The organism is Lacinutrix sp. C3R15, from assembly GCF_018860825.1.
Lineage (GTDB): Bacteria > Bacteroidota > Bacteroidia > Flavobacteriales > Flavobacteriaceae > Oceanihabitans.
This window is the reverse complement of the sequence record NZ_JAHKPZ010000031.1, coordinates 120816-141481: the sequence shown is the minus strand read 5'-3', so window position 1 is coordinate 141481 and position 20666 is coordinate 120816. Positions and strand designations below refer to the sequence as shown.

The window sequence follows — 20666 nt, the reverse complement described above, 5'->3', positions numbered from 1 at the left end:
TATGGACAAAAAAATACTTCATATTACCAATGGTAGTAATTTAACAAACTATTTAATCGATTTAACCTATAAAGGAGATTTTTTAACTTGGCATGAAATGCTATGCGAAGGTCCTGCTAACAGACTTATTAATACAGATGCGTTTATAAAAGTTAGAAAAGACTTTTTAAACGAATTTTATAATATTGAAATTAATGAGCAGGAATACAAAAATGAACTACAAAAGCTTGACGCTATAGATACCTATTCCGAAATTATTTTATGGTTTGAATATGATTTGTTTTGTCATTTAAACATGATGGCTGTAATTAGCCTATTAAACGAAAAGAAAATAACACTACCAATATCTTTAGTATGTAGTGGTAGAATAGCACATGAAGAAAACTTAAAAGGATTAAGTGAGCTAACACCAGAACAACTAGACACGCACTATAAAAATAGAATACCTTTAACAAAAAAAGATATAGAAATTGCTGTTAATATATGGCAAATTTATTGTGGTAAAGACCACAATTTATTAAAGAAATATATTACTAAAAAATCATCTTTTGAATATTTAGGATGTTGCTTAAAAGCCCATTTAGAACGCTTTCCAGATTCTAAAAACGGCCTAAGTGCATTAGAGCAAAACATTTTAACCTTAATAGATACGTATGATATTAAGTCAAAACATCACTTACTAGGATACGCTTTAAATTACCAAGGTTATTATGGTTTTGGCGATATACAGCTCATGCGCATTATAGATAATCTTGCTATATTTTATAATGAAGAAAAAGATAGTATTACGTTAAACAGAAAAGGACATGAAGTATTGTTAAACCACCACAACTATGCTTCAGAAGTAAATGATGATATGATTTATGGAAACATAAACCGTTTAGACTTTCAGTTTAACAAACAAGAAAATAAACTTATAAAAACAATATTGCATGGCGATTAAAGAATCTGAACTTATATTAAATCCTGACGGAAGCGTATATCACCTTAACTTAAAACCAGAAAATATTGCAAAAGATATTATTTTTGTTGGTGATCAAGATCGTGTAGAAAAAATTACTAAATACTTTGATAGTATTGAATTTTCAACTCAAAAAAGAGAGTTTAAAACACAAACTGGTTTATACAAAGGAAAAAGACTTACGGTACTTTCTACAGGAATAGGACCTGATAATATTGATATAGTAATTAATGAATTAGATGCCTTAGTAAATATAGATTTACAAACAAGAAAGCAAAAAGAAACCCTAACCAGTTTAAATATAGTACGTGTTGGTACTTCTGGTTCGCTACATAAAGATATTCCTGTAGACTCTTTTGTTATGAGTACACATGGTTTAGATTTAAATGGTATGCTACATTTTTACCAAATAAATAGTGTTTCTAACCCAGAAATTGAAGATGCCTTTATTGCCTTTACAAATTGGAGCAAAAATAAAGCAAGACCTATAGTTATTAGTAATAGTGAAAAATTAGAAACCTTACTAGATAGTGATAAGATACATAAAGGAATGACTGCCACTGCAGGAGGTTTTTACGGCCCACAAGGACGTGTTTTACGTTTAGCATTAGAAGATGCTACGTTAAATAGTAAAATGGATTCTTTTTACTTTAAAGACTTTAGAATTACAAATCTTGAAATGGAAACTTCTGCTATATATGGTTTATCTAAATTATTAGGACACCACGCACTCTCCATGAATGCCATTATAGCCAACAGAGCAACAGGAAATTTTAGTAAAGACCCTAAAGCTGCTGTAAATAATTTAATACAATACACCTTAGATAAATTAGTAGAATAATTTTTTCACTTACGTGGAAAGAAAAACATAGCATTACAGATGGAGTTTAATTGAAACAAAGTCGAAATGCCCATAAATATGAAAAAAGTAAATATTGGTGGTGTACCAGAGCATTTTAATCTAGCTTGGTATTTAACCCTTAAAAATGGCGAATACAAAGACGAAGGAATAAACCTACGTTGGAAAGATTATTTTGGTGGTACAGGAGAAATGTGTACAGCACTAAGAGAAGGCGAAATAGATTTAGCAGTTATACTTACCGAAGGCATTGTTAAAGACATTATAGATGGTAACCCAAGTACTATTGTGCAAACCTTTGTTGCATCTCCTTTAATTTGGGGAATTCATGTTGCCAATAACGCTAGTTATAATAAAATTGAAGACCTAAAAGGAACAAAAGCTGCCATTAGCAGATATGGTTCTGGTTCGCATTTAATGGCATATGTTAATGCACAAAACAATCATTGGAATTTAGGTAAAGACCTAAACTTTGAAGTCATTAAAAACCTAGATGGTGCTGTTGAAGGTTTAACCAATGGTGATGCAGACTATTTTATGTGGGAAAAATTCACAACTAAACCTTTAGTAGATAATGGTACTTTTAGACGTATAGACAACTGCCCTTCTCCTTGGCCATGTTTTGTTATTGCAGTAAGAACAGAGTTTTTAGAAAATAATAAAGAAGATATTAAAACTATTTTAAACATTATAAACGGTACCACAAAAGATTTTAAAGACATACCATGCATTGATACTACCATTGCTAATAGATATGATCAAAAATTAGAAGATGTAGAAGAATGGTTAAGCTTAACAGAATGGTCACAAGAAGTAATAAGTGAAAAAACTATTGCTAATGTGCAAGAAACATTATTTGATTTAGACATAATTCCTGAAAAATGGGATTATAATAAGTTAGTAACAAAACTATAACCCTTCAAAACCTAGATAACAACTGCGTTTCAACCGTAATTAATTGCATTTTAACTACTTAATTATTAAATTTTGTTAATTTTTATTTAAATTTAGTAAACTAAAAACATATATTTGTATACCAAAACTACAAATACTAAATTAGTGCTTATGCTATTAATCATTACTTTTACCATCGTTTCTTTAGTTGCAATCAACTTTATATTACTAGCGTTTAGTTGTAACAAAACAAGAAAAAAATTAAATAAAAACAAAGGAGTAGTTAGCGTTAGGTCTACCAAACCAGAGGCCGAAACCCATCTTGCTCCAACAGGAAGTTAACTTTACTAAAGTGTTTATTTCCAAACCAATACCCTCTATTAGCACTTAATGGAGATGGATGACCTGCGCTTAAAATTTGATGTTTATTAGTGTTAATTAATTTGGCTTTCTTTTTAGCATATCCTCCCCAAAGTAAAAAAATCACATTCTCTTTTTTATCACTTATCAATTTAATAACAGCATCTGTAAAAGTTTCCCAACCTTTTTTTTGATGACTTCCTGCTTGATGCGCACGTACTGTTAAAGTTGCATTTAACAATAAAACCCCTTGCTTAGCCCAAGATTCTAAATTGCCACTTTCAGGAATGGTTTTGTTTATATCGTTATTTAATTCTTTAAAAATATTTTTTAATGATGGCGGAAATGCAATGCCGTCATTTACACTAAAACATAATCCGTTAGCTTGTCCGTAATCATGATAAGGATCTTGCCCTATAATTACAACCTTTACATCTTCAAAAGCACATAAATTAAAAGCATTAAAAATAAGTTCTTTTTCAGGAAAACAAGTATTGCTTGCATACTCCTCTTCTACAAATTTTAACAACGAAGCAAAATAAGGTTTATCAAACTCTTCCTTTAAATATTTTTGCCAACTACTATCAATATTAATGTGCATTTCTTTTGTTACTTATTTATGGAAGTCTAAAATAATACTATCTTTAAACTTGATAAAATTTTCAGTACTTAATTATAATATGAAAAAAATTAAATTTCCTTCTGCACAAACCATTTTACTTATCATAGCAGGATTGGTTACTTTATTAACATGGATTGTTCCTGCTGGTAAATATGAAACACTAGCATACAATAATGCAGACAATACCTTTTCTAGAATTGGCTTAGAAAAAACCGAAACAATAGCTGCAACACAAGAAAATTTAGAAACACTAAACATAAAGATTCCCCTAGAAAAATTTACAAATGGCGATATTTATAAACCCATAAATATACCAAACACCTACCAAAAATTAGAAGCACAACCACAAGGTGTTTTAGAATTTATAAAATCTCCTGTTAAAGGTATTATTGAAGCAGCAGATATTATTTTTCTAGTCCTAATAATTGGCGGATTAATAGGTATTATTAATAGTACAGGAGCTTTTGATGCTGGTATAAGTTGGCTTGCAAATGCACTAAAAGGCCGTGAGTTTATACTTATTATTTTAGTAACTACTTTAGTAGCTGCAGGAGGAACCACCTTTGGTTTTGCAGAAGAAACCATTGCCTTCTTCCCTATTTTAATTCCTGTTTTTTTAGCTGCAAAATATGATGCTATGGTTGGTATTGCCTGTATTTTTTTAGGTAGCTCTATTGGTACCATGTGTTCTACCATAAACCCTTTTAGTACAATTATTGCAAGTGATTCTGCAGGAATAAGCTGGACCACTGGTCTTGCAGGAAGACTTTTTATGCTTTTTTCCTGTTTAACTATTGCCTTAGTTTACATTATACGTTATGGTAAACGCGTACAAAAAGATCCTACAAAATCTATTGTGTATGACCAACAAAAACAAATAGCAGCTTTATTTACAAATACAAACACAAAAACAGTAACTTTTACAACCCGTTTACGCTTATCTTTAATGGTATTTGCTTTAAGTTTTATTGTCATGATTTATGGTGTAGTTGCACTAGAATGGTGGTTTGTAGAAATGACAGCTACCTTTTTAGTAGGCGCTATACTTATTGGTTTTATAGCCAAAATTAAAGAAACCGACTTTATAGATACTTTTGTAAAAGGTGCAGGAGATTTACTTGGTGTTGCATTAATTATTGGTATTGCTCGTGGTGTAACCGTTATCATGGCAGATGGTTTAATTAGCGATACCCTTTTATATTATGCAAGTTCTATAACCCAAGACATGAATAAAGGGGTGTTTGCAAGCACAATGACAGCTGTTTACGCAGGACTTTCCTTTTTTATACCTAGTAGTTCTGGTATGGCAGTACTTACCATGCCTATCATGTCTCCTCTAGCAGATAGCGTTGGTATTGGTAGAGAAATTGTAGTCAATGCTTATCAATATGGTATGGGACTTTTCTATTTTATTAATCCTACAGGACTCATACTTGCTTCTTTAGCAGTAGTAAAAGTAGGTTTTAATAAATGGCTAAAATTTGTAATGCCACTATTTATTATACTCATAATCTTTACTTTAATTGTAATGACTGTTTCTAGTTATATATAATTTACGCTTTCGCGGAATAGATTCCGTTAGCATAAAACGAGTTTAATATTTTCCTATTTCCTATTTCCTAGTTGCTACCCTGGTTTTTATACTGCAGTTTCATAGGATGAAATGGCTTTCACGACTAATTTGTACACTAAAAGGAATAACTTTGTAAATACTTTTAATGCGCTCCATCTTGTGAAAGCAAATAATATCGCTGTACTTTATATGCAATACAATCCAAAATTGTGTTAGAAAAATAGCTATACTTTTCATTGAAAAAATACTGTCGTTCACATTATTAAATACACGTAGAAATACGTATTGCAAAAAGGGATTTTAAATGGTAATTTACCCCCTTTAATTACATGATTATAAGCGTTTTATTCATAAAAAAAATAATACCTTTAGTTATTATGTAATATATTTTGTTACATAACCACTAACCAATGCTAAAATGAATAAACAACAGATTCTATATTAAACTAGCAAATTATTAATTAATCAACTAAAACAAATTACAACTATTATGACACTACGATTTTTTAAATTAAACATAATAATAGCCTGCCTTTTTTTAAGTTCCTGTGTTAATAATAAAAAAGAATATGGCACCATGATTATTCATGGCGGAACTATTTATACAGTAGACTCTACACAAACAACAGTGGAGGCTGTGGTAACAAAAAAGGATAAAATTCTCTTTGCTGGAAGTTTTGAAGAAGCCAAAAACTATCAAAATGAACAAACGGAACTTATAAATTTAGAAGGAAAGACAATGACACCAGGCTTAATTGAAGGGCATGGTCATTTTATGGGCTTAGGCTATAATGAATTAGAGCTTGATCTTATGCATACCACTAGCTATCAAGATATTGTTGACGCTGTTGCTACGAAAGTGAAAACGTCTAAACCAGGCGAATGGATCATAGGTAGCGGTTGGCACCAAAGCAAATGGGACAGTATGCCTGCAAACACCGTTAAAGGATTTCAAACGCATCATTTACTCAGCGAAGTATCTCCAGATAATCCTGTTTTTTTATTTCATGCAAGTGGTCACGCAGGATTCGCAAATGCTAAAGCTATGGAAATTGCAGGATTAAAAGGCTTACGTAAAGAAGGAATCCAGTCGTATGCTGTGGAAGGAGGAGAAGTTATTGTAGACGCATCTGGTATGCCAACAGGTATTTTCAATGAACATGCAATATCTATGATTTACAAGCATATCCCTGAAGAAACGCCAGAAACAAACATTAAAGCGTTTCATCTTGCTATGGAAGCATGCCATAAAAATGGTATCACTAGTTTTCATGACGCAGGTATTTCAAAAGATATTATAGAACTATTTGATGACATGAAATCTGCTGGAAAAATGAATGTTAGAATGTATGCCATGTTAAGAGGTGGTGAAGAATTACTTGAAGAATGGTTTGAAAAAGGTCCAAGAATAGATCCAGACCATCGGTTAACAATACGTTCTATAAAATTAAGTTGTGATGGTGCTTTAGGCTCTAGAGGTGCTTGGCTTTTAGAACCGTACACAGATCGCCAAGGGCACTATGGCCATGAAACGCTTCCAATGGATATAGTAAAAGAAGTCGCAATAAAAGGACTGCAAAACAATTTTCAAATCTGCTCGCATGCCATTGGAGATCGTGCCAATAGAGAAATTCTGAATCAATATGAATTGGCGTTAAAAGAATTAAACATGTTAGATGCCGATCATCGATTCCGTATTGAACATGCGCAACATCTACATCCTGATGATATTCCTCGTTTTGCTGCATTGCATGTAATTCCAGCAATGCAAGCCATACACTTGTCTTCCGATAGACCTTGGGCTATTGACCGTTTGGGTGAAAAACGTATCAAAGAAGGTGCTTACATGTGGCAAGCATTATTACAGAGTGGTGTTCCTATTGTAAATGGAACAGATGTGCCTGTAGAACCTCTTAATCCTATTGCTAGTTTTTATGCGAGTGTAAGCCGAAAAACCCTGAAAGGAACTCCTGAAGGTGGTTATGAGCCAGAACAAAAAATGACACGAATGCAAGCGTTAAAATCCTACACCTTAGATGCTGCTTATGGTGCCTTTGAAGAAGATATTAAAGGTTCTATTACCAGTGGTAAGCTTGCGGATTTTACCATTTACAATCAAGATTTAATGACTGTAGAAGAAAATCAGATTTTAAATACAGAAATCGACATGACTATTTTTAATGGTGAAGTGGTTTATAGGAAAGAAACAAAATAACGAGGCACAACAACGTATACAATTTATTCCTAACCCTAACCTAATTACGAATATTCTTACGGAATATTCTATTTCGTTTTTATTTATTAAATTAGTTATTTAAACTCGTAACTAGTAACATACAAGTACGTTACGTATAATTTAACATACCAGAAAATGACTGCTAAAAGATTATTATTTATACTCCTTTTTGTTTCCATTTATCCATTCAGCTTTTCGCAAGAAAACAACGTTGCGTCTTATTATGTCCCTGCTGTAAATGGAACAAAGTTAGCTGTGGATGTTTACTTTCCAGAAAAATACAAAAATCAAAAACTTCCTGTGCTCTTTGAATTTACCCGATACTGGAGAGGCAAAGAAGACGCGAAAACAGGAAAGCGAATTGCCGCACTCAGTAAACGCGATAAGTATTTTCTTGACCATGATTATATCCTTGCAAAAGTGGATGTCAGGGGAACTGGTGCTTCTTATGGAGTACGTTTAGGAGAATACACGCCTACGGAAGTAAAAGATGCTTGGTATCTTGTGGATTGGATGGTAAACCAACCCTGGTCTGATGGTAAGGTGGGAGCCTATGGTACCTCTTACTCTGGAACAACAGCAGAGCTTTTATGTGCAACGCAACATCCAGCCATTAAAGCGGTTATTCCTGGTTGGTCCGATTTTGATGTATATGAGAGTCCTAGTCGTCCTTATGGAATGCTTGCAACTAGTTTTATAGCGCCATGGAGTCAATATGTTGATTGGTTAGACCAAAATTCAGTGGAGCATCTGGGCGTAAGTGTGAGGCGTGTGGAGGAAGCTATTCCAACAGAAGCAATCAAAGCACACAAAAACAATCCAAACGTATTGGAAGCCCTAACTGCATCACCATTCAAAGATTCCAAATTTGGGGATTTCAAATTCGAAGAACTTGACCCCTTGCATTGGAAAAAGGAAATTTCGGAATCCAATATACCCATGCTAGTTCTTACAAGTTGGCTTGATGCTGGAACAGCAGAAGGTACTTTATTAAGGTTACAGCATTTTACCAATCCGCAGAAGGTTGTCATGATGCCAACTTCACATGGCGGACGTTCTCATGCCAGCCCATTTGTTGTTTCTGATAGTATTGTTGCACCTGTTCCATCGGTAGCGGAACAGCTTATACTGCAACGTAACTTCTTTGACCATTATATAAAAGGGGAAAATAAAAACGTTGAAGATTGGCCAACAATTAAGTACTATAATTTTGGAGAAGAATCATTTAAACAATCTGATGTTTGGCCACCCAAAGGGCAAGAAAGAATTACCTATTATTTAGATGCCAACGGAAAATTAAATGCTTCAGCATCAGAAGCACCACAAGGTATGGATGCATATCTAGTGGACTTTTCTGTAAGTACTGGTACAAACAATCGATGGACAACCCAAATGGGAAAACACATTCTTAACCTTAATAATCGCAATGCTGCCGATTCCTTAATGCTAACGTATACCACCGCACCACTTGAAGAGCCGCTTCAAATTACAGGAGTTCCCGTAATTTCTCTCAGCCTGTCGTCTACACACAAAGAAGGTGCCATTTTTGTCTACTTAGAAGATGTAGATCCAAGTGGAAAAAGCAGGTATATTACAGAAGGAGGCCTTTTGCTTCAACACCGAAAATTATCTAAGAATGTTATGTTTAATACGATACCGTATCATTCCTTTAAAAAATTAGATGCATCCCCTATGCCAACGGATACAATAGAAGAAATCAGCTTTAAGTTACACCCAACATCTATTCTCATAAAGAAAGGGCATTCTATTAGAATAGCAATTTCTGGGGCAGATAAAGACACCTTTGACAAAGTTCCGAAAGAAGGAATACCAACTTTGAACATATATAGGAATAAAACAAATAAATCTTTTTTAGAATTACCAATTGTAAAATAAAAACTATGCAAAACATCATATAAATTAAGTGCTAGATCTAGCCTACTTACGATTATTCCGCAGGAATATTCTATTCGGTTTTAGTAACTTAAACACGCTCCAAATCGTATACAAATACGTTAATAACAATATAGTTAAACCAATCAAAACGCAATAATATGGAACGAAAAGATTTCTTAAAAAAGTCAGTAATGGGAATTGGAGCACTATCCATTATTCCTAGTATTAATGCTTGCAAATCCGAAACAAAGAAGGAGAATAGCAACGAAACTTCAAAAGCAGCAGTTACAGAATTACAAAATCCCAAAATTGTTAAAGCGAACGAGGGAAACAAATTAAATGTTTTGGGAGATAATCAAAACATCAAGTTATCTGGTAAAGACACCAATGGGCAGTACACTTTAATTGAACAGAATAATGAACCAGGAGTTGGAATTCCGCCACATGTTCATGATAATGAGGATGAAGTTTTTCAAGTATTGTCTGGCCAAGTGGAAATGCTCGTTGGGGATAAAACCACAATTCTACAAGCAGGTGACTTGATTTTCTGCCCAAAAGGAGTTCCACATTCATGGAAAGTTGTGGGAGAAGAAAAATCCCGAGCCATGTTAAGCATTTTTCCTGCTGGTTTAGAAGACATGTTTAAGGAATTAGCGGAATTACCTGCAGGACCACCTGACATGGAAAAGGTAAGCGCAATTTGTGGAAAGTATAATTTGAAATTCGTTTAACTAAAAAGACAGTTACCAACAACATATAAATTAATTACCAACCTCTCGCCTACTTACAAAAGGCTTCTTAGATTTTTAGACTAGCTATACGGTTTCCCGTAAGGAGATTACAAAGTCTTGTTCTATCTTCGTCAAGCAAAGTACTGTCAATACCTTTACAAAAAATACGTAGTACTACGTATTGTACATTAAAGCGTTAATTATTGATTTTGTAATACTGCTTTATAACTGGAAGTACTTACATTAGAAGATATTTGACAAATTAAAAACCAAACGAGAATATGAAAAAAATTACGCTATTATTATTAGTGGTTTTAGTTACATCTGTAACTTATTCGCAAAACAAAACAACAAGGAAGATGTTGGCTGAAATTGAAGGTCAATGGGAACTTGATGACAACGGAAACGTTTCATACACAAGAATTATTGAAGTTCCTGAAATAAAATCTAAAGACGAAATATATAACAGGTCACTAAACTATTTTGTCTATAATTATGGGAGTGGAAAATCAGTAATTCAAACACAAGACAAAGATTTAGGACGTATTGTTGGTAAAGGTCTTTACAAAGATGTTCATGTTGGAGTTTCATTAATTACGACTTATGTTGATTGTTGGCATATTGTTAGAGTTGATGTTAAAGAAGGTCGAGCTAGAATAATTTTAACGTTGACAGAGTATGACAAAAAAATTGTTAGTGGTAATACGTCAGATTCACATTCATCGTTGAAAGTTGAAGAATCATTTCCAATCAATCCAAAAGCATATCAAAGAACAGTTATGGGAAAAGCATTTTATAAATCACACCTTTCAGCAATTGCAACTTTAGATGCTTTAGAAAAAGCAATAAAAGAAGGAAATACATCTAAGGAATTAGAAAAAGACAAATGGTAAAAACTTTAGCCAACACTATATTTAATATATTGTTGGTTCACTCCTACTACAGCACAAACCTACGTTTGTGTTTTATTTTTAAATACTAAATCTAAATACGGTTTCCCGTAAAGAGATTTCAAAACCTTGTTCTATCTTCGAGTAGCAAAGTACTGTAAATAACTTTACTAAAAATACGTAGTACTACGTATTGTACATTAAAGTGTTAATGGCTAGTTTCGTTTTACTAACTTTTGGACTAAAAGTGTTTTATTAATGAATAAAAGGGACTTTAGTTATTATATAACGAGTTGTATGCAATACGAAAAACATAGATTCTAAATGAAATTAAACAAACTTGAAATTCATAACTTTAAAAGCATCGAACATGTAGAGTTGGAATTAAAAAAAATAGGTGACAATTATACTTATTGTTTATTTGGTATAAACGAATCTGGAAAAAGTAGTATTCTCAAAGCAATTTCACTATATGACGAAGAAAATCTAACCTATCCAGAAGATTATTTTGACGAAACTAAAAATGTAGAAATTAGTTTTCATTACTCAATTAGTCAAAATATTATCAAAGAATTACGAGAACAATTAATCAAGGATAACAAATGCCCGAAAGAAATTACAAGCAAAATTTCTGCAACAGATGTAATTATCAAAATTGTTTTTAATAATGACACGGAAATTGAACGGGAAATAACTGAAGAAGTAAACTTTAAAACAAATATTTTCAAAGGATATTCGAGTAATGCTAAAACCATTACTAAAAAAGAGAAAGAAAGTACAGAAGAAGACTTTAATCTTACTTCTTTCATAAAAAGCAATTATCCTGATTTCTTTTATGGCTACTCACATACTGTAGTCTTTTGGGAGTCTACTTCAAAGTATTTGATTTTGGACGAAATAAGTTTAACAGACTTTTCAGCAAAACCAAGTAGTATTTCAATACCACTTTATAACTGTTTTAAACTTGCAGGTATTAAGACCACAAAAGAAATAGCAAAAAAAATAAGTAGTTTAACTAGTCATGCTAGGATAAGAAACCTAGAATCATTATTGAGTAGAAAAGTAACTGAACATATAAATACTATTTGGGAAAATCACCCAATTTCAATTCTTTTTGAAATAGATAGTGATAAAATATCACTTCTGATAGAAGACAAAGATGTACATGATAAAGCTAAAAACACATCACAAAGGTCTGATGATTTTAAGCAGTTTATTAGTTTCCTTTTAACAATTTCTGCTGATGACAAAACAGAATCTCTAAATAGTAAAATTCTGCTAATGGATGAGCCAGAAACTCATTTACATCCACAAGCTCAATTGAATTTGAGAAAAGAGCTAAATAAAATAACATCTAGACAAAATTCAACCTATGTTATTTATGCAACTCATTCAAATTATTTGATTGACAAAAGTAATCTCAATAGAAATTTTAAGGTTTTTAAAGAGAATAATGAAAAAACTAAAGTTGAAAGAATTGAAAGAACATCAAGTTCATATTCAGAGGTAAATTTTGAAGTTTTTGACATTCCAACTACTGATTATCATAATGAGTTATATGGTTATCTAGAAGAAGTAGAAAATGCTAAACTTCAAGGACTTGACCAAGACAAACAATGGATTGATTCAAGAAATAATAACACTTACAACGTTTCTCTGCCAAAATATATTAGGCATTCAATTCATCATCCTGAAAACACATTAAATAGAAAATTTACAGAAGCTCAATTAAAAAAGTCGATTAAAATATTACGGAAATTAAAATATGATTAAAAAGTACAGCATACAACATCGTATAAAATTTATTGCTAGTCCTAGTCTACTTTCGTAAATCTTATTGTATTTTCTATTCCGCTTGTATTTGCTAAATTAGGTGCTTAAACCACGCAACGAAACCCCATGATTACTCCAAAAACCCCAACATCTTGGCATTCACTATTTCCGCTTGATCGATAGACAAGAAATGTCCTGCATTGCGTATCACTTCTCCTTTTCCTTGCGGTAGCATTTTGGCTATTTCTATGGTTCGTTTTTCATTAATCATATCGTCATCGCCAATTAAAACCAATACAGGCATTTGTAATGATTTTAATTCAGAATTAGAAAAAGGCTGCATACTAGCTACAAATTGGTTTTCCGATTCCTTTTTTAAAGCAATAGCATACTGCGCTAAATACGCATCGCTAATATTAGCGACATTGGTAGACATGCTTTCTAGGCTTTGTTCCATTTGTTTTTCTTTAGAAGAAAGCAACGAAACAATATTTTTAAATAAATCTGTACTCGGTTTAATCCACGTAAAGGTTTGCGCAGGACTCAATAAAACCATGCTTTTAATACTTTTTTGGTTGTTTAAAGCAAGGTTTACTGCTAACCAACCACCACGAGAAGCACCAATTAAATGGTAGTTTTCTAATTGCAACGCAAATAATACTTCCTGGTACCATTTGGTAACTTCTTCTTTATTATCCATTTTATCATACACATGTGATTTTCCTGCTTCTAATAGAAAATCAATAGCAAATACACGATGGTTTTTAGAAAGCGCTTCTATATTAGGATACCACATGGTAGAACTGGCATCCATGCCATGTAACAATACTACAGGCGCTGCATCTGCTGGTCCGCTAACCAATACATGTGCAATACCATGTGTGGTAGGAATGTATAATGCTTCATACGTGACATTCCATAACTTTAAAGTTTCGTCATAAGCTTCCAAATAAGATTGGTCAATTCCACTGGCATTGGTAATATAATCCGGGGTTTTCTTAAACTTTTTATAAGGATCATTGCAACTTAATAACAAAGTAGAAAGTGCAAGTACTAAAAATATTCGCATATAGGTATGTATTCGTTCCTGCAAATCTACGCATAATTACAAGTAACATTAGCTAGTTAGTGTGTGATTTTAAAACATTATACTTAACTTTGTTTGTTTATAAAAGCATTTATTAAATTCAAAGCAGATTTCCACTTTCCTGGAAAATAATATGATTCATATTCACGAAAAAACATTACAAGATTTAGAGTTTTCTACCGTATTACAGCAAGTAAGCGAACGTTGCATAACGCCTTTAGGAAACGCAAAAGCTTTGCAAATTGCGCCATATAAAACCAAAGAAGACTTACAACTAGCATTACAGCATGTAGACGAGTACCTTTCTTCTTTTCATAATGATAATAGAATTCCGAATCATGGTTTTGATACGATTTCTAAAGAATTAAAACTGCTAAAAATTGAAAATACTTTTTTAGAAATACACAGCTTAAAAAAATTGGTTTCTATTTCATTAACATGTAATGAGATTGTAACCTTTCTTAAAAAGTTTAAAGAGTATTACCCAAAACTAAACGATTTTGCTTTTTACATTGAAGTAACAAAAGAAATTATTGAAAAGGTAGATGCCAATGTAGATCGGTTTGGAGATATTAAAAACAATGCTTCTCCGCTACTTTTTGAAATTAGACAAAGCATAAACAACCTTAAAGGTAAAATTAATGCAAGTTTTACATCTGCTTTAAACACCTACCACCAATTAGAGTATTTAGATGATATACGCGAATCTGTAGTAGATAACAAACGAGTACTTGCTGTAAAAGCCATGTACAGACGTAAGGTTAAAGGCGCTATCATGGGAAGTAGCAAAACGGGAAGTATTGTATATATTGAACCAGAAGCTACCTTAAGACACACCAGAGAACTTAATAATTTAGAGTTTGAAGAAGCTGAAGAAATTGTTAGAATTTTAAAGGAAATTACTAATTTTATTAGACCGTTTTTACCTTTATTAGAAAAATATCAAGATTTTTTAATTGCCATAGATGTTATTTCGGCTAAAGCCAAATATGCAAGATCTATGGATGCTATTCTTCCGGAAATAAATGAAGATAGACGCATGTTTTTGCGTGATGCCTTTCATCCATTATTGTATTTAAACAATAAGGAAAAGAAAGAAAAAACGTTTCCGCAAACCATAGAATTAAAACAGGATAGTAGAATTATTGTTATTTCTGGTCCGAATGCAGGAGGAAAAAGTATTACGTTAAAAACGGTAGGATTACTACAGGTTATGCTACAAAGTGGTATGCTAATTCCTGTGCATGAACGTAGTTCTATTTGTTTATTTGACAGGGTTTTAAGTGATATTGGTGACAACCAATCTATAGAAAACCACTTAAGTACCTATAGCTACCGATTAAAACAAATGAATTACTTTTTAAGAAAATGTAATAAAAACACGCTTTTCTTAATTGATGAATTTGGTACAGGATCAGACCCTGAACTTGGTGGCGCTTTGGCAGAAACTTTTTTAGAAGAGTTTTACCATAGAGAAGCTTTTGGTATTATAACTACCCACTACTCTAACTTAAAACTTTTGGCAAACGAAATGCCATATATGCAAAATGCAAACATGCTTTTTGATGAAAAAAGTTTAGAACCTATTTACAAACTGGTAATTGGTAATGCAGGAAGCTCTTTTACTTTTGAGGTTGCACAAAAAAACGGAATACCTTACAGCTTAATAAACAGATCTAAAAAGAAAATTGAACGTGGTAAAGTACGTTTTGATGCTACTATTGCTAAGCTTCAAAAAGAGAGAAGTAAACTAGAAAAAACAGGACAATCTTTAAAGCAAAACGAAAAGAAAAAAATTGCGGAAGCAGATAGATTAGAAGAAATTAATGCGAAGATTCAAAAAAAACTAGAAAGCTATCAAGAATTGTATGATAGTAACCAACGTTTAATTTATTTAGGACAAAAAGTAAATGATTTAGCCGAAAAATTCTTCGATAATAAACAAAAAAAGGCATTAATGTCTGAATTATTTAAACTGGTTCAGATTGAAAATTCTAAACGTAAAAAAGTTTCTGCGAAACAGAAAAAAGCAATAAAAGCGAAAGAAACCAAAGTAAAAAAAGAAGCCGAAAAGAAAGTAGAAGTTATACGTAAAAAGAAAAAGGAAGCCAAGAAAAAAGCCATCGTTCCAGAAAAACCAAAACCAATTTTAAAAGTTGGTGATCGTGTACGTATGCAAGATGGTCGTGCTGTTGGTAGTATTGATACTATTGAAAAAAATAAAGCCGTTGTTAATTATGGTATTTTTACAACTAACGTAAATATAGATATGCTAGAACTTGTAGAAGCAGTGAAATAGCGTATTTTGTATTTCCTGAACAAACAGGAATACATTTGTATAATTAATTTAAATAGTAAATTCCTGCTTAGGCAGTAATGACAACATGAACCAATTACCAAAACATAAAAAACTTATTTTGTTTGATGGTGTATGTAATTTATGCAATAGCACTGTACAGTATGTAATTAAGCACGATAAAAAAGATATATTTCGTTTTGCTCCTTTACAAAGTGAAATTGGTAAAAGTGTGATACATACCTATAATATAGATCCTGTAAAAACAGACTCTATACTACTCTATTCTAGTAAAAATGGTTTACAAGTAAAATCTACTGCTGCCTTACAAATTGCTAGGTATTTAGGATTTCCTATTAATGTAATGACAGTGTTTTTATTAATACCAGCTTTTATACGTAATTGGGTATATGATTACATAGCAAAAAACAGATATACTTGGTATGGTAAAAAAGAAGCTTGTATGATACCAACTCCAGAATTAAAAGCTAAGTTTTTAGAATAAGCTTTATTATTCTTCTATTTTAGTAAAAGGAATCTCTGAAATTGCACTTAAAACAAGCTGCCCTTCTTCATTAAAATAATAAGGAGTATCAATGACTTCGTTTATTAGTAACTGTAAATGGTTATTAGCAGAAATCCACTCTAAAGAAATTGCGTTAGAGATTGCTGTTTCATCTGTATTGGTTTCTGATGAAATTTTTATTCCAGAATTATCCGCGTTAAAAACAAATTTATTTTCAAAATTAGTAGTAGAATCTATACGTTGCCAAACACCAACTAATGCATTGTTAGTATTTTCAACATCATCAGCATCTGAACTACAAGAAAACAATGTAGATAGTAAAGTAAAAAGAATTATAAGGCTAGATTTAAAGGGCTTTTGCATGTTAATTTGTTTTAACGTAGGTAGGTTTTATTAACATATATTATTGCTCTTTCTGGTTTTAAAAATTAAGTTTTTTCTTCCAGAAAGTGTATTTTCAATAATATACTTGTAAGATTTTTTTCTTGCTATAGTATTTTCGTCAAAAAGAACAGGTATTTCAATCTCATTTACTAAAGAAACAGAAGTAATTTCAGTAGGTAAAGAAACTTCTTGTAAAGTACTATCTATTTTTAAATCTTGAGCAGATACTGAAAAGATTGAAAAAACAAATAAAGATAAAAATGGTACTAATTTCATGTGACTAATATTATTAACACTACAAAGATATAGGTAGCATTTAAGGCACTGAAATTAATTCGGTATACAACCATAAAACTAGATAAGTAATAATTGGGTGTAAAAAAATCGGTTGAACTACAAGGTTATTTTAAACTATCTAAAATAAAGTCTACCGTTTTATTAGTATTCTTGTTTTTAAAATAAGAATCTGTAATGTGTTTTGCTGGAACCGAAAGCCCTTTATTGTAAAGAGATTCTATAGAGTTTAAATAAGATAAAGATATTTTTCCGGTAAGTAAAAGCTTTAAATCTTTACCTTGTTTGTAGTAATTGTATACTTTTTTTAATCCAGATAAATACAAGTAATCTTTAGTAAAACCTCCTCCTCTATGCGCTCTAACAGTAATATAAAAAGCAGTTTCTCTGTCTAAATCATATTGGTTGTGTAGTTCTCTAAAAGTTCTTGAAAACGAATATCCTTTAGCTAAACCATCTACAGCAATTACACGATATGCTAATTCTTTTAATCTATTAACAGTAAGATTATTACTCATATACTCAGAAAAAACAGCCAAGCCTTCTTGTGTTTCTTCATAATTAGGAAAACCATGAGAAAAAATCTTTAAAGGATGTAACATACCATTAATGGCTGTAACCATGTGTACACCAATTTCATGATTGGTTAATACTTCAATTTCATTATCTGAAAAGGTGTGATTTTTATTTATTACTAAGGTTTGAATATTATTTAAAACCATAGCAATAGCGCTCATTTTATCTGATAATTGTATCTTATAACTAAAATCATAACGCGTAGAATACTCGCGAAACCTTTCTTGGGTTTCTTTGGTTGAATACTTTGGAAGAAATTGCGCACTATTAGCATCTTCTCCTTTAAAATGTAGAATAAACTTAGCATTTTCTACATCGTCTTCTGTTGGTGTACCAAAAGAATGTAACGAGTTATAATAGAATTTTTTTCCTTCACCAATGGTTTCAATACACGCTATTAGCCCAGAATATGCATAAACAATATCTTCATATAATTGTCTAATTTCTAGATCTTCAATTTGCTCAATAGGTTGTGCAAACAGTTCGCGATGTAATTTAAAACGATCAAAATTTATAGAAGGGTATGTAAACACAGGATCTGTTAAATACTTGCTAGAAAAGAACCGCTCTTTTTCTGCTTCAATATTTGTAGGATTTACATAGCTTAATAGTTCAATTTTTTTAACAAGTTCGTCAATACGATTGTCTATTTTTAGTAAGGCCTTTGTGCTTGAATTTACTGCATTCATATAAAAACTATCTGTGCTTTTTGTAAAATGCCGCTGCATGTTCTGGTAGTTTGCTGTGCAATTCTTTTTCAACAGCAGCTACCACTTCTGGATATAGAATTTGCTCGTACTCATCACAGTATACTTTGGCTATTTCTGTTGCCAAAACTAATGTATTTTTAAAGTTATTGGTTATATATTTTAAGAAATAACCGTTGCCTTGAAAGGTATCGTTAATTTTTGAAGTACTTTTTATATGGTTTGGCAGTTGCATTTTACTCAAACTGTTTCTCCAAGATTCTATAGTTTCACCAAATCTATTCGTATCTAGGTTTGAGGTTCCTAAATTCCAGGTTGGCACTTCTCTTGTCCAGCGTTTCCAATTATAACTATGCATATCATACACGATACAAACACCAAATTTTTCTTCTAATTTTTTAATTAATGCATGTACTACGTGGTAAAAATTAGTGTGTTTAGCTAAGCTTTTAGCTATCATAGCTTCAGGCAGCTGTTGTTTCCAAAGTTGTTTTCCCCAAGCATCTGTATAAATTGCTGTTTCTGGAGCTCGATTTAAATCATATTCAAATCTAGAATCCATTCCTGCAATAACTATAGGATGCGATTGCACCATATTTTTGGTTTCTGGATCTTCTTCATACCAACGTTCATATTCACTATGTAAGCAATTATCCCAAAGTTCTTTTCTAAATTGATGGCCATCGTGTACAGCACCACAAACATAGTGTGTATAGGTGTCAATTTTAATGGTAAAAGAGTAATCTGATGCTACTGCATGAAAACATTCTTCTGCTTCTATTTTAGAAACTATTTGTGTTACACTAAGTTTTTGCATTATTCTACAGATAATAATTTATTTAAACTTCTGTACATAATACGTTCATAAACATCAAAATTTCCATCGACAAAAAACATGTTTTTAATTTCTAAAAGTAACTTATTTACATCTTTTTGTGTAAAATCATGCTCTTGTAACCCTTTTTGAATTTTCTGTATACTTTGGTAATCATTATCTGCATCAAACTCATCATGAATTTTTTGAAAGGTTTGCATGTTTACTTTTTCAATGATTAGGTTTCTTTCTTTATTATCTTCTTCAAAGTTTGAATTTGCAGCATATAATAAAGTATAAGCAATGAGTTCATTTTTTGTCCAATGCATGGTTTTATTATTTGTAATTAAACTTCCGTATTCTGTCCATGAGCCATCATAAACACAAATGTTTGTATAACCAAGTTCTGTTGCTGCTAGTGCTAAAACACAGGCTGTAATACCAGAACCACAACTAAAAACCAGATTTTCTTGTTGATTTGTTACTTGGTTAAAAATAGTTTGTATTTCTTCTTTTGGTCGTAATTGGTTGTTTTCTAAAAGATTTTCAAATGGCAGATTTTTAGAATTGGGTATGTTGCCACTGCGTAATCCTTTTCTAGGTTCAGGTACTTCTGCATTAAATCTTTGAGCAGATCTAGCATCTAAAATAGTATATTTTGAGTCTTCTTGAATTTTTAAAATAGTATCAAAAAAAACCATGTAGCCATCTTGAGCTTTTGCTTGAAAATTACCATTTGTTGTTTTGTGCTCTTTTTTGTTTTCTACAGGTAATTTTTTTCTATTCCATTCTGGAAAACCTCCGTTTAAAACAGCTACATTATCATGACCAAAGGCTTTAAATAACCACCAAGCTCTTGCGCTAGAATAAATTCCTTTTTCATCATACACAACAATTACCGAATCCTTATTTATACCTAACTCTTGAGCAGAATTTGTAAAAGTTTCTTGTGAAGGAAATGCACTAGGAAAAGCATCTTCTACATTACTAAACTTCTTTTTAATATCAAAAAATATGGCATTTGGTATTTGAAACGCTTCTAAAGTAGCATCCTTAGCAACTGTAACTTTTGGTATAGTAGCATTTAAAATAATAAGATTAGGTGCATGTATGTTTTTATGCAACCAATTTACAGAAACTATAGAGCTATCTAGTTTTAGATTAGACATAATTATTTAGATTACTAA

18 protein-coding genes are annotated in these 20666 nt (G+C 31.8%); 11 read left to right on the top strand and 7 right to left on the bottom strand.

Features of this window, described 5'->3' with window-relative positions; translation table 11 throughout:
* Nucleotide 1: 1 nt before the first annotated feature.
* The 3 genes from KO494_RS11780 to KO494_RS11770 all read left to right on the top strand — a co-directional run bounded on the left by KO494_RS11780 (nt 2) and on the right by KO494_RS11770 (nt 2735).
* Nucleotides 2-943 (top strand): DUF1835 domain-containing protein, encoded by a 942-nt coding sequence (locus tag KO494_RS11780; protein ID WP_215967807.1) that lies wholly within the window; start codon nt 2-4, stop codon nt 941-943.
* On the top strand, nt 933-1802 hold the full coding sequence (locus KO494_RS11775) for a nucleoside phosphorylase (RefSeq protein WP_215967806.1): 870 nt from the start codon (nt 933-935) through the stop codon (nt 1800-1802). The genes KO494_RS11780 and KO494_RS11775 overlap by 11 nt, the downstream gene beginning before the upstream one ends.
* A gap of 78 nt (nt 1803-1880) precedes the next feature.
* A complete protein-coding gene (locus KO494_RS11770) occupies nt 1881-2735 on the top strand; it encodes a substrate-binding domain-containing protein (protein WP_215967805.1) in 855 nt (284 codons plus the stop codon).
* A 274-nt stretch (nt 2736-3009) separates the two neighbouring features.
* Here KO494_RS11770 and ung read toward each other — a convergent pair whose 3' ends face one another.
* Complete coding sequence (gene ung, locus KO494_RS11765; RefSeq protein ID WP_215967804.1) at nt 3010-3675, bottom strand: uracil-DNA glycosylase; 666 nt, start codon at nt 3673-3675, stop codon at nt 3010-3012.
* Nucleotides 3676-3754: 79 nt separating this feature from the next.
* Between ung and KO494_RS11760 the strand changes: the two genes are divergently transcribed.
* From KO494_RS11760 to KO494_RS11735, 6 genes are all read left to right on the top strand, one after another.
* Nucleotides 3755-5248, top strand: coding sequence for a YfcC family protein (locus tag KO494_RS11760; protein WP_215967803.1), 1494 nt, complete (start codon nt 3755-3757; stop codon nt 5246-5248).
* Nucleotides 5249-5759: 511 nt separating this feature from the next.
* Nucleotides 5760-7484 (top strand): amidohydrolase, encoded by a 1725-nt coding sequence (locus tag KO494_RS11755; protein WP_252730381.1) that lies wholly within the window; start codon nt 5760-5762, stop codon nt 7482-7484.
* Between the two features lie 156 nt (nt 7485-7640).
* Nucleotides 7641-9401, top strand: a complete 1761-nt coding sequence (locus tag KO494_RS11750; RefSeq protein ID WP_215967802.1) for a CocE/NonD family hydrolase — start codon at nt 7641-7643, stop codon at nt 9399-9401.
* A 158-nt stretch (nt 9402-9559) separates the two neighbouring features.
* Nucleotides 9560-10132 (top strand): cupin domain-containing protein, encoded by a 573-nt coding sequence (locus KO494_RS11745; protein WP_215967801.1) that lies wholly within the window; start codon nt 9560-9562, stop codon nt 10130-10132.
* A gap of 281 nt (nt 10133-10413) precedes the next feature.
* Nucleotides 10414-11025 carry a DUF4468 domain-containing protein gene (locus tag KO494_RS11740; RefSeq protein WP_215967800.1) on the top strand — a complete coding sequence of 204 codons (612 nt, stop codon included), beginning with the start codon at nt 10414-10416 and terminating at the stop codon, nt 11023-11025.
* Between the two features lie 321 nt (nt 11026-11346).
* Nucleotides 11347-12795, top strand: a complete 1449-nt coding sequence (locus tag KO494_RS11735; RefSeq protein WP_215967799.1) for an ATP-dependent endonuclease — start codon at nt 11347-11349, stop codon at nt 12793-12795.
* Nucleotides 12796-12925: 130 nt separating this feature from the next.
* On the opposite strand, the gene KO494_RS11730 is transcribed toward KO494_RS11735, so the two are convergent.
* Nucleotides 12926-13864, bottom strand: coding sequence for an alpha/beta fold hydrolase (locus KO494_RS11730; RefSeq protein WP_215967798.1), 939 nt, complete (start codon nt 13862-13864; stop codon nt 12926-12928).
* A gap of 151 nt (nt 13865-14015) precedes the next feature.
* Here KO494_RS11730 and KO494_RS11725 point away from each other — a divergent pair, with 151 nt between their 5' ends.
* On the top strand, nt 14016-16181 hold the full coding sequence (locus KO494_RS11725) for a DNA mismatch repair protein MutS (RefSeq protein WP_215967797.1): 2166 nt from the start codon (nt 14016-14018) through the stop codon (nt 16179-16181).
* Between the two features lie 85 nt (nt 16182-16266).
* On the top strand, nt 16267-16683 hold the full coding sequence (locus KO494_RS11720) for a thiol-disulfide oxidoreductase DCC family protein (protein ID WP_215967796.1): 417 nt from the start codon (nt 16267-16269) through the stop codon (nt 16681-16683).
* A gap of 6 nt (nt 16684-16689) precedes the next feature.
* Here the strand turns inward: KO494_RS11720 and KO494_RS11715 are convergent, their stop codons facing one another.
* From KO494_RS11715 to KO494_RS11695, 5 genes are all read right to left on the bottom strand, one after another.
* Nucleotides 16690-17067 carry a hypothetical protein gene (locus tag KO494_RS11715; protein ID WP_215967795.1) on the bottom strand — a complete coding sequence of 126 codons (378 nt, stop codon included), beginning with the start codon at nt 17065-17067 and terminating at the stop codon, nt 16690-16692.
* 30 nt (nt 17068-17097) lie between these two features.
* On the bottom strand, nt 17098-17364 hold the full coding sequence (locus tag KO494_RS11710) for a hypothetical protein (protein WP_215967794.1): 267 nt from the start codon (nt 17362-17364) through the stop codon (nt 17098-17100).
* 125 nt (nt 17365-17489) lie between these two features.
* Complete coding sequence (locus KO494_RS11705; RefSeq protein WP_215967819.1) at nt 17490-18647, bottom strand: flavohemoglobin expression-modulating QEGLA motif protein; 1158 nt, start codon at nt 18645-18647, stop codon at nt 17490-17492.
* A 7-nt stretch (nt 18648-18654) separates the two neighbouring features.
* The gene (locus tag KO494_RS11700; protein WP_215967793.1) at nt 18655-19482 is read right to left on the bottom strand and encodes an N-formylglutamate amidohydrolase; all 828 of its coding nucleotides are present in this window, start codon (nt 19480-19482) and stop codon (nt 18655-18657) included.
* Nucleotides 19482-20648, bottom strand: a complete 1167-nt coding sequence (locus tag KO494_RS11695; protein WP_215967792.1) for a sulfurtransferase — start codon at nt 20646-20648, stop codon at nt 19482-19484. Before KO494_RS11695 ends, KO494_RS11700 begins: the two co-directional genes overlap by 1 nt.
* Between the last annotated feature and the right edge of the window lie 18 nt (nt 20649-20666).